This window comes from Streptomyces pseudoechinosporeus, from assembly GCF_054783935.1.
Map to the genome: position 1 here is coordinate 1 of NZ_BAAGPS010000021.1, position 13,955 is coordinate 13,955.

The 13,955-nt window shown below is 72.5% G+C and carries 10 protein-coding genes; 8 read left to right on the forward strand and 2 right to left on the reverse strand.

Going from position 1 to position 13,955, the window contains the following annotated elements; all coding sequences use genetic code 11:
- The 7 genes from sucB to ACYVO6_RS22760 form a co-directional block, all read left to right on the forward strand.
- Window positions 1-1,102: 2-oxoglutarate dehydrogenase, E2 component, dihydrolipoamide succinyltransferase (gene sucB / locus ACYVO6_RS22730; protein WP_461063897.1), on the forward strand; the 1,102-nt coding region annotated here is incomplete at its 5' end.
- Window positions 1,103-1,386: 284 nt separating this feature from the next.
- On the forward strand, window positions 1,387-2,031 hold the full coding sequence (locus ACYVO6_RS22735; protein WP_461063899.1) for a GntR family transcriptional regulator: 645 nt from the start codon (window positions 1,387-1,389) through the stop codon (window positions 2,029-2,031).
- Window positions 2,032-2,347: 316 nt separating this feature from the next.
- Window positions 2,348-6,901, forward strand: coding sequence for a cation-translocating P-type ATPase (locus ACYVO6_RS22740; RefSeq protein WP_461063901.1), 4,554 nt, complete (start codon window positions 2,348-2,350; stop codon window positions 6,899-6,901).
- Window positions 6,902-7,037: 136 nt separating this feature from the next.
- On the forward strand, window positions 7,038-7,169 hold the full coding sequence (locus tag ACYVO6_RS22745; protein ID WP_461063903.1) for a hypothetical protein: 132 nt from the start codon (window positions 7,038-7,040) through the stop codon (window positions 7,167-7,169).
- Window positions 7,170-7,321: 152 nt separating this feature from the next.
- Window positions 7,322-7,855: a hypothetical protein gene (locus ACYVO6_RS22750; protein WP_461063905.1), complete on the forward strand. Its 534-nt coding sequence runs from the start codon at window positions 7,322-7,324 to the stop codon at window positions 7,853-7,855.
- Between the two features lie 421 nt (window positions 7,856-8,276).
- Complete coding sequence (aceE, locus tag ACYVO6_RS22755) at window positions 8,277-11,021, forward strand: pyruvate dehydrogenase (acetyl-transferring), homodimeric type (protein WP_461063907.1); 2,745 nt, start codon at window positions 8,277-8,279, stop codon at window positions 11,019-11,021.
- 75 nt (window positions 11,022-11,096) lie between these two features.
- Window positions 11,097-12,089 (forward strand): helix-turn-helix transcriptional regulator, encoded by a 993-nt coding sequence (locus ACYVO6_RS22760; RefSeq protein ID WP_461063909.1) that lies wholly within the window; start codon window positions 11,097-11,099, stop codon window positions 12,087-12,089.
- Here ACYVO6_RS22760 and ACYVO6_RS22765 read toward each other — a convergent pair.
- Entirely contained in the window at window positions 12,073-13,020 is a 948-nt protein-coding gene (locus tag ACYVO6_RS22765) for an SDR family oxidoreductase (RefSeq protein WP_461063911.1), read from the reverse strand. The two genes, ACYVO6_RS22760 and ACYVO6_RS22765, sit on opposite strands and share 17 nt — an antisense overlap.
- Before the next feature lie 135 nt (window positions 13,021-13,155).
- Between ACYVO6_RS22765 and ACYVO6_RS22770 the strand changes: the two genes are divergently transcribed.
- Window positions 13,156-13,674 (forward strand): DUF4240 domain-containing protein, encoded by a 519-nt coding sequence (locus ACYVO6_RS22770; RefSeq protein ID WP_461064042.1) that lies wholly within the window; start codon window positions 13,156-13,158, stop codon window positions 13,672-13,674.
- Window positions 13,675-13,688: 14 nt separating this feature from the next.
- Here the strand turns inward: ACYVO6_RS22770 and ACYVO6_RS22775 are convergent, their stop codons facing one another.
- A complete protein-coding gene (locus ACYVO6_RS22775; protein WP_461063913.1) occupies window positions 13,689-13,916 on the reverse strand; it encodes a hypothetical protein in 228 nt (75 codons plus the stop codon).
- Window positions 13,917-13,955: the final 39 nt, after the last annotated feature.

Here is a 13,955-nt window from a genome sequence, read left to right on the forward strand (position 1 = left end):
GGCCCAGCCCGCTGCCCCGGCTGCGCCTCCGGCCCCTCCGGCTCCGGCCGCGCCCGCCCCCGTTCCGGCCCAGGCAGCGGCTCCGGCCGCCCCCGCGCCGGCCGCGCCCGCTCCCGTCATTCCGGCTCCGGCGGCACCTGCTGCCGCGCAGCCCACCGACGAGGGCGCGTACGTCACCCCGCTGGTGCGCAAGCTCGCCGCCGAGAACGGCGTCGACCTGGCCACCGTCAAGGGCACCGGCGTCGGCGGCCGTATCCGCAAGCAGGACGTCATCGCCGCCGCCGAGGCCGCGAAGGCCGCCGCAGCAGCTCCGGCTCCCGCCGCTGCTGCTGCCCCGGCCGCCACCGCTGCGAAGAAGGCCCCGGTTCTCGAGGCCTCCCCGCTGCGTGGCCAGACCATCAAGATGCCGCGCATCCGCAAGCTCATCGGCGACAACATGGTCAAGGCCCTGCACGAGCAGGCCCAGCTGTCCTCGGTCGTCGAGGTCGACGTCACGCGGCTGATGAGGCTGCGTGCCAGGGCCAAGGACGCGTTCGCGGCCCGCGAGGGCGTCAAGCTCTCCCCGATGCCGTTCTTCGTGAAGGCCGCGGCCCAGGCGCTGAAGGCCCACGCGCCCGTCAACGCCCGGATCAACGTCGAAGAGGGCACGATCACCTACTTCGACACCGAGAACATCGGTATCGCGGTGGACTCCGAGAAGGGCCTGATGACCCCGGTCATCAAGGGCGCCGGCAACCTGAACCTCGCCGGTATCGCCAAGGCCACCGCCGACCTGGCGGGCAAGGTCCGGGCCAACAAGATCACTCCGGACGAGCTGTCCGGTGCGACCTTCACCATCAGCAACACCGGTTCGCGCGGCGCGCTGTTCGACACGATCATCGTGCCGCCGGGTCAGGTCGCGATCCTGGGCATCGGTGCCACGGTCAAGCGTCCCGCCGTCATCGAGACCGACGAGGGCGCCGTCATCGGCGTACGCGACATGACGTACCTGACGCTCTCCTACGACCACCGCCTGGTGGACGGCGCCGACGCCGCCCGCTACCTGACGGCGGTCAAGGCGATCCTGGAGGCGGGCGAGTTCGAGGTCGAGCTCGGGCTGTAACTCCGTTCGTACGTACGCGCCCTCGTCCTCTCCGGAGGACGGGGGCGTCGTCGTGTCCGTACGGGTCATCCGCACGGGTCTTTACATCGGGCGGCCCTCTGGCAGCATGTAAGGCTGGTCTCACCTGCGCTGAAGCAGCCCTTCACGCCCCTCTCCGACGGGAACTCGGCCTTATTGTCTAGACGTCAACGCCTTGGGTCCCGCCCGCCGCCCGACCACCGCCCCTCAACGAGGCCCTTCGGGCCGCAGCATTGGATTCAGCGCCCCCTTCAAAGGAGCCCCTCATGACCGCGCCCGTCGTCCACTCGCTGCGCGAACAGATCCGCGAGCACATCGTGGACGGCATCGTGAGCGGGCGCTGGAAGCCGGGCGAGCGGATCGTGGAGCGGCGGATCGCCGTGGAGCTGGAGGTCAGCCAGACGCCCGTACGGGAGGCCCTGCGGGAACTGGAGGCGCTGCGGCTGATCGAGTCGGCGCCGAACAAGGGCGTGCGGGTCCGGAGCCTGACGGCGGCCGACCTGGAGGAGATCTATCCCGTACGGGCCGGTCTGGAGCAGATCGCCGCCGAGCTGGCGGCGCAGCGGCTGGCCGAGGACACCTCGGCGCTGGAGCCCGAGGTCGCGGCGCTGTACGAGGCGGACCGCGAGGCCGACGGTGAGGCACAGGTGCGGCACACGGTGGCCTTCCACCGGGAGATGGTGCGGGCGGCCGGGAACAGCGTGCTGCTGCACACCTGGGAGGGGCTGGGCATCGAGGTGTTCACGGCCCTGTCGATCCGGTGGCTCGGCACCCGGCAGCAGTCGTACGCGGAGGAGCACGAGGCGCTGGTCATGGCGTTCAGGCGCCGGGACCCGGACATCGGCCGCCTGGTGAAGGAGCATGTGCTGGGCTGCGCTCCGCGCGCAGACGCTCCGCTGGAGGTGCAGTGATTTAGCTGCGGCGCCGTCGTGGCTGGTCGCTCCCCCACTCTCGGCTTCTCCCCCACTCTCGGCTTCGCTCGAGCGGGGGACCCCCATGAGCGGTGGACCCCCATCGCGGCGGAGCCGCATATCAACACAGCCCCGCGCCCCTAGGAGGCCTGCGGCCTCCCTAGGGCGCGGTACCGCACCCGCCCCGCTCCCTCCCCTGGCCCATCCAGCGGGCCCGCGCACGGCGCAAGACGCCTGTGCGTGCACATACTGGTGTAAGCCGTGTCGTCCTCCGGGGCGCCGCCCACGCCCGTAGCCGGCCGATGGTGGAGTCCGCATGTTGCTGCCAGTGCTCGCCAAGTCCGTGCTCCTGCCTTCGGCGATGTACTCCACGGTCCGCTCCGGCGCGGAGCGACTGGCCACCCTACCGACGGCGCTGCTGCGGTCCTCGGCGTCGGCGCCCCGGCTCTGGCGGACCCCCGGAGGCGTGCAGATCGAGGTCCGGCGCCTGGGGCGGCACGGCACGGCGGGCGCGGCACGTGAGGTGGAGGCCGCGCTGCGGCGGGTGCCGGGGGTGAGCCGTGCCGAGGTGAACGGCACGCTGGGCTGCGTATACGTCGGCTGCGGGGCGGAGACCGACCTGGAACGCGTCACCGGCCTCGTCGCCACGGCGGACGCCGCCGCCCGGGAGGCGAAGGGCGAGGACGCCCGGCAGACGGGCGAGGCCGGCCAGGAGCGGAGCCAGATCGGCTTCCCCGGGGATCCGGGCGCCGCGGTCGGGGCGGCCGTCCGGCTCGGCGCGAGCCTGGTGGCGGTGGGGGTGGCGACGGTGGGCAACCGGCTCCGGCTGCGGGGCCTGCCGCCGGTGGTGATGTCGGCAGTCCAGCTCGTGGAGTCGGCGCCGCCCCTGCGCGACGGGCTGGCCCGCCGGATCGGCGAGAAGGCCACGGAGCGCGGCTTCGCCATCACGAACCTGCTGCTGACGACGCTGACCTTCCGGCCGCTCGGCGCCACGGTGGCCGCCACGCTGGCCGCAGCCCGGTATGTGGAGGTGCAGGCCCGGCGCAGGGCGTGGCAGGACTGGGCGGGCAGGCTGGCCGTGCACGAGGGGACGTACCGGCATGACGCGGTGCCGGGGTACGAGCGGCCCGCCCCGCTGCCGCCGGGGCCGGGCGACCGGTACGCGAACGTGGCGGCTCCGGTATCCCTGGCGGCGTACGCGCTGGGCGCGATCGGCCCGCTCACCCACGACCGGAGCCTGGCGCTGCTGATCGCGGGGACACCGCGGGGCCCGCGGTTCGGCCGGGAGGCGTTCGCGTCCTCGGTGGCCCGCGCGGTCTCCGACCGCGGGGCACTGGCGCTGCGGCCGGAGGCGGTGCGCCGCCTGGACCGGATCGACACGGTGGTCCTCGACGCCAGGGTGCTGGCCACCGGCGGCTGGACGATCGAGGGCGTGACGCCACTGAATGGCCGGCCTCGGGACGGCGGCCCGCAGGACGTTCCGGATGACGACGAACTGCACGCACGCATCCACGAGTTGATGGAACCGGACGGTCCGCCGAGGCGCCCTCGGCACGGCGCCGGGCCCCTGCCGCCACAGCGGCAGGGGGACTGGGAGCTGCAGCCGTTCACCGGCGCGGACGCCGCCCCGGCCGCCGACGTACCCGCTGAGCCCGCCGCGCTCGCCCGGCAGTGGGCCGAGGAGGGCGCGCGGGTCGTGCTCGTCCTGCGGGCGGGCAGGCCGGTGGCCGTGGCCGCCCTGGCCCCCCAACTGCATCCGCTCGCCCACCACTTGGTGCGCGCGGCACGGGAGTGCGGCCAGGTGCGGCTGGTGGGCGGCCCGCCGGGGCTGCACCGCCGGTTCGGGCTGCGCGAGGCCGCACGCACGGGGCACCGGCGTACGGCCGCCCTGGTCCGCTCCCTGCAGTCGCAGGGCCACGGTGTCGCCGTGGTCTCGGCCCGGACCCGGCGCGCCCTCGTCCGCGCGGACCTGGGCATCGGGGTGATCACCGGCCTGCGCCATGTGCCGTGGGACGCCGATGTCGCCGCCCCGCCCGATGTCGTCCACCTCCTGCTGACGGCCATGCCGGAGGCCCGGCGGATCAGCCGGCTGTGCACCCGGCTTGAGGGCGCCGGCGCCGTGGCGGGCTCGGGCCTCGCTCTGCTGGTGCCCCGGCCGCGGGCCTGGGTGCGGGCCCGCCTGGTGACGGACGCGGTGACCATCGCCGGGATCGCGGCGGGTTTCTGGGCGGGCTGGCGGCTGCACGGGCGCCCCACTCCGGCGGCGGCCGAGCGTACGCCCTGGCATGCCATGGCGGTACGTCAGGTGATGACCCGGCTCGGTACCTCGTCCCGGGGCCTGGACGAGGCCGAGGCCGCGCGGCGCCGACAGTTCGCGGGCCGTGACCGGCACGAGGGTGCCGTCACCCTGGTCGGCAGGGTCGCCGAGGAACTGGCCAATCCGCTCACGCCCATCCTGGCGATCGGCGGCGGCATCTCGGCCGCGCTCGGCTCCGTACTGGACGCCGTGCTCATCGGCGGTGTACTCGGCGTCGACGCGCTGGTCGGCGGGGTGCAGCGGCAGCAGGCGGACCAGGCGGCGGAACGGCTGGTCGAGGCCACCTCGGCGCGGGTGCGGGTACGCCGACCCGGCCGGACCGAGGCGGTGGAGGCGGCCGGTGAGCACCTGGTGCGCGGCGATGTGATCGAGCTGCGGGCCGGGGACGCGGTCCCGGCGGACTGCCGGGTGGTGCGGGCGCAGGGCCTGGAGGTCGACGAGTCCAGCCTCACCGGCGAGTCGCTGCCCGTCGTGAAGAGCGCCGCGCCGACCGCGGCCCGGACGGTCGCGGACCGTACGTCCATGCTCTACCAGGGGACGACGGTGGCGGCCGGCGAGGCGCTGGCCGTGGTCGTCGCCACCGGTACGGCCACCGAGGCGGGCAGCGCGGCGGAGGCGGGCCCCGAGGGCGGTCCGCCGGAGAGCGGTGTGGAGCGGCGGCTGAAGGCGCTGGGCCGCTGGTTCCTGCCGCTGTCCGTCGCCGCGGGCGTCCTCCTCTTCGCCATCGACCTGCTGCGCAGGCGGCCTCTGGGCGCCGCCCTGGGGTCCGCGGTCAGCCTGTGCGTGGCGGCCGTGCCCGAGGGGCTGCCGTTCGTCGCCACGGTCGCGGAGCTGGCCGCGGCCCGTCGGCTGTCCACCCGCGACACCCTCGTACGCAGCGCCTCCACCATCGAGGCGCTGGGGCGTACCGATGTGCTGTGCTTCGACAAGACGGGCACGCTCACCGAGGGCCGGATCAGTCTCCAGCAAGTGTCCGACGCCCGGGAGGAGCGTCCGCCCGACCGGCTCACCCCGCCGCTGCGCCGCATCGTCGCCACGGCCGCCCTTGCGGGTCCGCCGGGTCGGGCCGCGACGCTCGCCCACCCCACCGACCGTGCCATCGCGGCCGGCGCCGAACTGCTCGGTGCCCCTCCCGCCCGGGCCGCCGGGCTCGGCGCGGACTCCTGGGAGGGCCTTGCGGAGCTGCCGTTCGAGCCGGGGCGCGGCTACCACGCCGTGCTGGGGCGGTCCGACTCCGAGACGCGGATCGTCGTCAAGGGCGCACCCGAGGTCGTACTGGCCCGCTGCGTCAGCATCCGCCGGGACGATGCCCCCGAGCCCTTCGACGAGCGGGTACGGGAGGAGATCGAAGCGGAGATCGACCGGCTGGCGCGGCGCGGTCTGCGGGTCCTCGCGGTCGCTGAACGGGTGCTGCCCACGGGTGCCCCCGAGTCGCCGGAGTCGCCGGAGTCGCTCGATGACGAGGACGTCGGCGAGCTGAGTCTGCTGGGCCTGCTGGGCCTCGCGGATCCGGTGCGGTCCACGGCGGCCGAGAGCGTGGACCGGCTGACCAGGGCAGGGGTACGTATCGTCATGCTCACCGGCGACCATCCCAGCACCGCCGCCGCGATCGCCCGCGAACTGCGCCCCGAGGAGGAGCCGCGGCTGATGACCGGGGCGGAGCTGGACTCCCTGGACGACGCGGCGCTCGCCAGGACGCTGCCGGAAATCACGGTGTACGCCCGGGTCACCCCGGCGCACAAGGTCCGTATCGTCACCGCGCTGCGCGCGGCCGGCCGGATCGTCGCCGTCACCGGCGACGGCGCCAATGACGCGCCCGCCATCCGGATCGCCGACGTCGGTATCGCGCTGGGCTCCCGGGCCACCCCGGCGGCCCGCGCCGCCGCCGACGTGGTGGTCACCGACGACCGCATCGAGACCATCGTCGACGCCTTCGTCGAGGGCCGGGCCATGTGGGCCTCGGTGCGCAAGGCGCTGGGCATCCTGCTCGGCGGCAACCTGGGGGAGATCGTCTTCACCCTGGCGACCACCCTGCTCACCGGACGCAGCGCGCTGAACGCGCGCCAGCTCCTGCTGGTCAACCTGCTCACCGACATGCTGCCCGCCATGGCCATCGCCGCCCGCCCGCCCGCCGGCCAGACCGGCCGGCTGCTCGCGGAGGGCCCGGAGGTCTCCCTCGGCAAGGCCCTGATCCGGCACATCCGGCTGCGGGCCGCCGTCACCACGGCGGCGGCCACCGTCGCCTGGATCACCGCCCGGGCGACCGGCACCCGGGCGCACGCCGACTCCGTCGCCCTGGTCGCCCTGGTGGGGTCCCAGTTGCTCCAGACGCTGCAGGACGCGGGCCGCGATCCGGTGGTCGCCGCGGCCGTGGTGGGGTCCTTGGTGGTGCTGGGTGTGGTGGTGAGTGTGCCCGGCCTCAGCCACTTCTTCGGCAGCCGGCCGCTGGGTCCGGTGGGCTGGACGATCGCGGTGGCGTCGGCGGTGGGCTCGGTTCTGGTGCCCGCCGTGGCGCAGGGCACGGCCGGTGCGGTTGCGCGGATGGGGCGGTAAGCCGACGAGAGGGCTTGACCTGACCTGACCGCAAGGGGATATTCACGCGCAGGTCACCTTGGGGCAGCCTGCCGGATGACGTCGGGGCGCACAAAGGAGCCATAACCCCGCACGCCCACATGAAAGGCGGCTCGCGATGCCGCAGATCCTCAGCACGATCCTGACCCAGGTGGCGGTCGCCCTGATCGAGGCCGTTCTGCTACGCCTGATCATGCAGCTCTGGAAGTCGTTCGCCGCGAGCGGGCGTCCGATGGCGGCCCCCGCCTGACCGCCCACGCCTGACCGTCGACGCCTGACCGCTGGCGCGGGCTCTGAACCCCCTGGGCAAGTTTGTCCGTTTGGAGGGTTTATCGGCCCGTATGCATGGAAGGCGGTCCGAGGAGACCATCGACTCACGCTTTCCAGCACGGGAGGGCGGAGATGAATCCCCCAGACGTCGAGCCACAGTCCCAGGAAGAGCCCCAGCAAGAACAGCAACCGGCCGAGACGCAGGCCGAGGAGACCGGCGCTCAGGAGGCACAGGACAAGGAGAAGCGGACCGGCGGCAAGGTGGTGCACCTGCACACCGCGCACGCCACGGTCCCCATCCCGTACGTAACCCCGGGCGACGCCTTCTCCAAGATTCGCCTGCCCAATGTCCGTACGGCCACTTCCGCAGCCGCGTCCGTGGCCACCACCGCGACTTCCGCGGCCACTTCACTGCTCCCTTCACCCCGCAAGCTGGCGTTCTACGGCGTCCTCGGCGGCATGACCGCGGCCGGGGCCATCGGCTGGCCGGTGGCGGTGGCCGTCGGCGCCGCCACGGAAGTGATCACCCGAGAGCAGTCCGCACGCCAACGCGAGGAACACGAACGCATCGAGCGGGAACGCACCGAACGCGAGGAGCGCAAGGAGCCCTCCTCCACCACCGAGCAGACGGAGGGCGAGAAGCCCGCACAGACAGCGACCGCATGACGCCGAGGCGCCCGCGCCCGTCTTGAACGCCGGTGGGATCCGTACGCAGAACGCTGCGTTCTGCGTACGGATCCCACCGGCGTTCGGCGTTTCCAAGGGGCCCGCGCGCTGCCCGCAAGCCCGCCTCAGCTCCCCACCAGCCGCCCAAGCTAGCCGCCTACGACTCAGGTGAGCAGGGAAAACGCGGCACCCCGTGCCTGAATCGGCGGCACGGCATGCCAATTTCTCGACATCGGGAGTTTTTGGGCTTCAACCCTTTGATCGATCATCGATCAGGGAGTTACAGTCGCCGACGGGCTGCCACCACAGCCCGCCGCCCTGTCCTGCCAAAGACAAAGGGCACATCCCACCCCTTACCGCTGAGGGAGACCGTCGAAGGAACCCCCTTCACGTGCCCCCTCCGTATCCGGAAGGCGGCGCAATGACCGACCCCACCGCTATCCAGCCGAGCGAGCTCGACCAGCTCCCGGACCGCGACCCCGAGGAGACCGCCGAGTGGCGGGCCTCTCTGGACGCCGTCACCAAGGCGGCCGGGCCGCACCGCGCCGCATATCTGATGCGCCGCACGCTGGAGCGCGCGGAGGCGGGCGGTCTCGCGCTGCCCAAGCTCCTTGAGACCGACTACGTCAACACCATCCCCACCGCCGCCGAGCCCACCGTGGACGGCGACGAGGCGATGGAGGCCCGTATCACCGCGTGGAACCGCTGGAACGCGGCCGCGATGGTGACCCGGGGTGCGAAACACGGCGTCGGCGGCCACATCGCCACCTTCGCCTCCGCGGCCTGGCTCTACGAGACGGGCTTCAACCACTTCTTCCAGGGCAAGGAGGGTGACGGCTCCGGCGACCAGCTCTACATCCAGGGCCACGCCTCCCCCGGAATCTACGCCCGCGCCTTCCTCGACGGCCGGCTGAACGAGACGCACCTCGACAACTTCCGCCAGGAGGCGGGCGGCAACGGCCTCCCCTCCTACCCGCACCCGCGCCGCCTCCCCTGGCTCTGGGAGTTCCCCACCGTCTCGATGGGCCTCGGCCCCCTCTCCGCCATCTACCAGGCGCGCTTCAACCGCTACCTCACCAGCCGCGGCATCAAGGACGTCTCGCAGTCGCACGTGTGGGCGTTCCTCGGTGACGGCGAGATGGACGAGCCCGAGTCCACGGCCGCACTCGCGCTCGCCTCCCGCGAGGGCCTGGACAACCTGACCTTCGTCATCAACTGCAACCTCCAGCGCCTCGACGGCCCGGTCCGCGCGAACTTCAAGATCGTGCAGGAGCTGGAGGCCCAGTTCCGCGGCGCGGGCTGGAACGTCGTCAAGTCGCTGTGGGGCAACGCCTGGGACGAGCTGTTCCAGCTCGACACCACGGGCGCGCTCGTACGCCGCCTGCGCGAGGTACCGGACGCGCAGGTGCAGACGTACCAGACCCGCGACGCCGCCTACATCCGCCAGGACTTCTTCGGCACCGACCCGGCACTCGTCGAGATGGCGAAGCTGCTCAGCGACGACAAGATCCTGGAGTGCTTCCACCTGTCCCGCGGTGGTCACGAGGCGCGCAAGGTGTACGCCGCGTACAAGGCCGCCGTCGAGCACAAGGGCGCGCCGACGGTGATCCTCGCCCAGACGGTCAAGGGCTTCACGCTCGGCCAGGGCTTCGCGTCCAAGAACGCCAACCACCAGATGAAGAAGCTGTCGACGGACGAGTTCAAGCAGATGCGTGACCTGCTCGAACTGCCCATCTCCGACGCGCAGTTCGTGGACGGCGTCGTTCCGTACGGCCACCCGGGCGCCGACTCCCCCGAGGTCCGCTACCTCCAGGAGCGCCGCGCGGCCCTCGGCGGCCCGGCCCCCGCTCGCCGCACACACGCACTGGCACCCCTCCCTGCCGCCGCCGACAAGACCTTCGCCGCGTTCGACAAGGGCTCCGGCTCGCAGAACGTGGCGACGACCATGGCCTTCGTACGCCTGGTCAAGGACCTGGTCCGCGACAAGCAGACGGGCAGGCGCTGGGTGCCGATCGTGCCCGACGAGGCGCGCACCTTCGGCATGGAGAGCCTCTTCCCCTCCCTCGGCATCTACTCGCCGAAGGGGCAGACGTACGAGCCGGTCGACCGCGACCAGCTCATGTACTACAAGGAGGCCAAGGACGGCCAGATCCTCAACGAGGGGATCACCGAGGCCGGTTCGATGGCCGACTTCATCGCCGCGTCCACCGCGTACTCCACGCACGGCGAAGCGATGATCCCGTTCTACATCTTCTACTCGATGTTCGGCTGGCAGCGCACGGCCGACCAGATGTGGCAGCTCGGCGACCAGCTCGGCCGCGGCTTCCTGATCGGCGCGACGGCCGGCCGTACGACGCTGACGGGCGAGGGCCTGCAGCACGCGGACGGCCACTCGCCGGTCATCGCGGCGACCAACCCGGCGGCGCTGACCTACGACCCGGCGTTCGCGTACGAGGTCGCGGCGATCGTGAAGGACGGCCTGCGCCGCATGTACGGCGAGGCGGCTCCGGGCGAGGACCCGAACGTCTTCTACTACCTCACCGTCTACAACGAGCCCCTGCCGCAGCCCGCGAAGCCCTCTGGGGCCGGCGTCGACGAGGGCATCGTCAAGGGCCTGTACCGCTTCAACACGGCCGAGTCGGCGGGGCTGAACGTGGCCGCCTCCCCCAACCTCTCGGCTTCGCTCGAGCCCGGGGGGACCCCCATCGCGCCGCGCATCCAGCTGCTGGGTTCCGGCACGGCGATCCACTGGACGCTTCAGGCCCAGAAGCTGCTCGCCGAGGAGTGGGGCGTGGCTTCCGATGTGTGGTCGGCGACGTCCTGGACGGAGCTGCGCCGGGACGCCCTGGAGGCGGACGCGGCGCTGCTGCGGGGCGAGGAGCGGGTGCCGTACGTCCGTCAGGTGCTGCACGGTGCCGAGGGCCCCGTCCTCGCGGTGTCCGACTACATGCGCCAGGTCCCCGACCAGATCGCACAGTGGGTCGAGCAGGACTACTCCTCGCTGGGCGCCGACGGCTTCGGCCTCTCGGACACCCGCGAGGCGGCCCGCCGCCACTTCGGCGTCGACGCCGAGTCGATCGTGGTCGCGGCCCTCGCCCAGCTCGCGCGGCGCGGCGAGGTCAAGGCGACCGCGGTGAAGGAAGCGCGCGAGAAGTACGGCCTGTAGGAACGGGCCTGCATTGAAGGGGTACGGCGGCTGCCGTGCCCCTTCGCTGTCAGTGCCGCCCGGCATGATGGCTGTATGCGCGCTGCCCGCCTCATCAAGATGGTGCTGCTCCTCCAGTCCCGCCCCTCCATGACCGCCGCCGAGCTGGCACGGGAGTTGGAGGTGTCCGAGCGGACCATCACGCGCGATGCGCAGGCGCTTTCGGAGGCGGGGGTGCCGGTGTACGCGGATCGGGGGCGGGCCGGTGGGTATCGGCTCATCGGCGGGTACCGGACCCGGCTCACCGGGCTCGCGAGAAGCGAGGCCGAGGCGCTGTTTCTGAGCGGAGTGCCCGGTGCGCTGCGCGAGATGGGGCTCGAGGACGCCGCCTCGGCCGCGCGGCTGAAGGTGTCGGCGGCGTTGCTGCCGTCCCTGCGCGACGCCCCGCACAGCGCGGCGCAGCGCTTCCATCTGGACGCGCCCGCCTGGTTCGCCGAGCCGAAGACGCCCGAGTTGCTGCCCGCCGTCGCGGAGGCGGTGTGGGACGACCGCCGGATCATCGCCCGTTACCGGCGCCAAGAGGCGGAGGTAGAGCGGGAATTGGAGCCGTACGGCCTCGTGCTGAAGGCCGGCGTCTGGTATGTGTGCGCCCGCGTGACGAACCCCGGCTCCTTTCGCGTCTACCGCATCGACCGGTTCACGGCGGTGGAGAGCGGCGACGAGCGCTTCGTACGCGACGAGGCATTCGACCTGCCCGGCTTCTGGGCGGAGCGCGCGGCACAGTTCGCGCGCTCGATCCTGCGGGCGACGGTGGTGGTACGGCTGACAGAGGTCGGCAGGCGGCAGCTGAGGTACGCCGTCGATCCGCTCTCCGCGCAGGAGGCGCTGGCCGCGGCCGGGCCGCCCGACGGCGAGGGCCGGGTGACGCTCATGCTGCCCGTCGAGTCGCACGACGTGGCGTACACCCAACTCCTCGCCCTCGGCCCTGAGGTGGAGGTCCTGGAGCCGTCCGGGCTGCGGAATCGCTTCGCGCGGGCGGCGGCCCGGACGGCGGCGTACTACGACGCGCAGGTCACCGATAGCCCGTGACGTCCGCGGGCTTGCCCGCCTGCTCGACCTCCGCGATATAGCGCCAGGCGTCGGGCGCCGAGCCGTCGGCGTCCGTGAAGCCGTACTCCCGGGCCAGGCCTCCGCTGGAGAGCGACTGCCCGTTCCAGCGCGCCACCTCGGGATCGGCGGCGAGCGCGGCCAGCGCCCGTCCGATGTACGTGGGCGACTCGGAGATCGCGAAGTGCGGGGCCTGCGCGCAGGCGTCCCGCCAGTTCTCCTCGGTGACGTGGAAGGCGGAGTCGAGCATCGCCTCGGAGCGCAGCCAGCCCGGTGTGAGACAGACGGCCGTACAGCCGAAGTCCTTCAGCTCCTCGCCGAGGCCGTACGCCATGCGGATCGGGGTCATCTTCGCGAGGTCGTAGAAGAACGGCTTGCGGTAGGTGGTGCGGTTGTACTCCTCGGTGCCGTCGGTGACTTCGACGAGCAGGCCGCCGCGGTTGCGGACCAGCAGCGGCAGGGCGCAGTGGCTGGTGACGATGTGCGACTCGATGCCGAGGCGCATGACCCGCAGCCCCTTGTCGAGGTCCATCTCCCACATCTTCGGCTGCTCCCTCGCCCCCATGTCCAGGTGGACGTCGCCGCCCCAGAGGTCGTTGACGAGGATGTCGAGACGGCCCTGCTCCCGGTCGATGCGGGCGACGAGGGCCCGTACCTGCTCCGGCTCCAGGTGGTCGGTCGGCACGGCGGTGCCCCGGCCTTCGGTTCCGGCCGCCGCGTCGACCAGTTCGGCGGTCTCCTCGATGGTCTCGGTGGACCGGCCGACCTCGCTGACGTGGTCACGGGTCGTGCGTCCCGTGACGTACACGGTGGCCCCGGCGCGTCCCAGCTCCACCGCCATGGCCCGCCCGGCGCCGCGTGTGGCGCCCGCGACCAGGGCGATCTTTCCCTTGAGTGGCTGTGCGTTCTCCATACGCCGAGCATCCCGCCGAAAGCCGACAGCTGCTGTCTGGCTTTCCATCGGGTTTTCCGTCGGCATGTGCGCGCATAACGATCTGCCTGCGCCCAGGTGCGCGGGCCGGGTACAGGCCCGATGCTGGTGCACGTGATGGACGAGACGGAGTTCTGGGAGCTGGTGGACGCGACCCGCGAGGCCGCCGAGGGCGACCCCGAGGAGCAGGCCGACCTGCTCGTCGAACGGCTCATCGGCCTTGACCCGGACTCGGTCCTGGACTTCGCCCGTCACTTCGAGGCCCGCTACAACCGCGCCTACACCTGGGACCTTTGGGGCGCCGCCTGGATCCTCCTCGACGGGGCCAGCGACGACGCCTTCGACTACTTCCGCTGCTGGCTGATCGGTCAGGGGCGGGAGGTGTACGAACATGCCGTGCACGATCCCGACCAGCTCGCCGAGCTCCTGCCCGACTTCGACGACGAGGTCGACGGCGACGGCGAGGAGCTCGGCTACGCGGCCGACGAGGCGTACGAACAGCTCACCGGCACCGCCGCCCCGGACCTCGGCATCCCGCCCGCGCCCCCGGAGCCGACGGGCACACCGATCGACTTCGAGAACCAGAAGGTGCTGGCGGAACGCTTTCCACGGCTGTGGGAGCGGTTCGCGGACTGAGAGCTACTGGGGAGCTACTGGCCGGGCAGGTGCCGGTGAGTCTCCGGGGCGTACGAGCCGGTCCTCGGGGCGCTGTGCGGGGGTGCCGCGTTGGCGCGGTCGAGGGCGGACGCGGTGGCGGCGGAGGGCCCCACCACGACGGCGGCCACCACACAGGCCACGGTCCAGGGGCTTCGTACGGCCCGCGTCCACAGGGACGTCCGCCGGGACTGCCGCTGCTTCTCGTTCTGGTGACTGTTCATGATCCCCACCTCCAGTCAGTGCGTGCCACGACGCTAGAA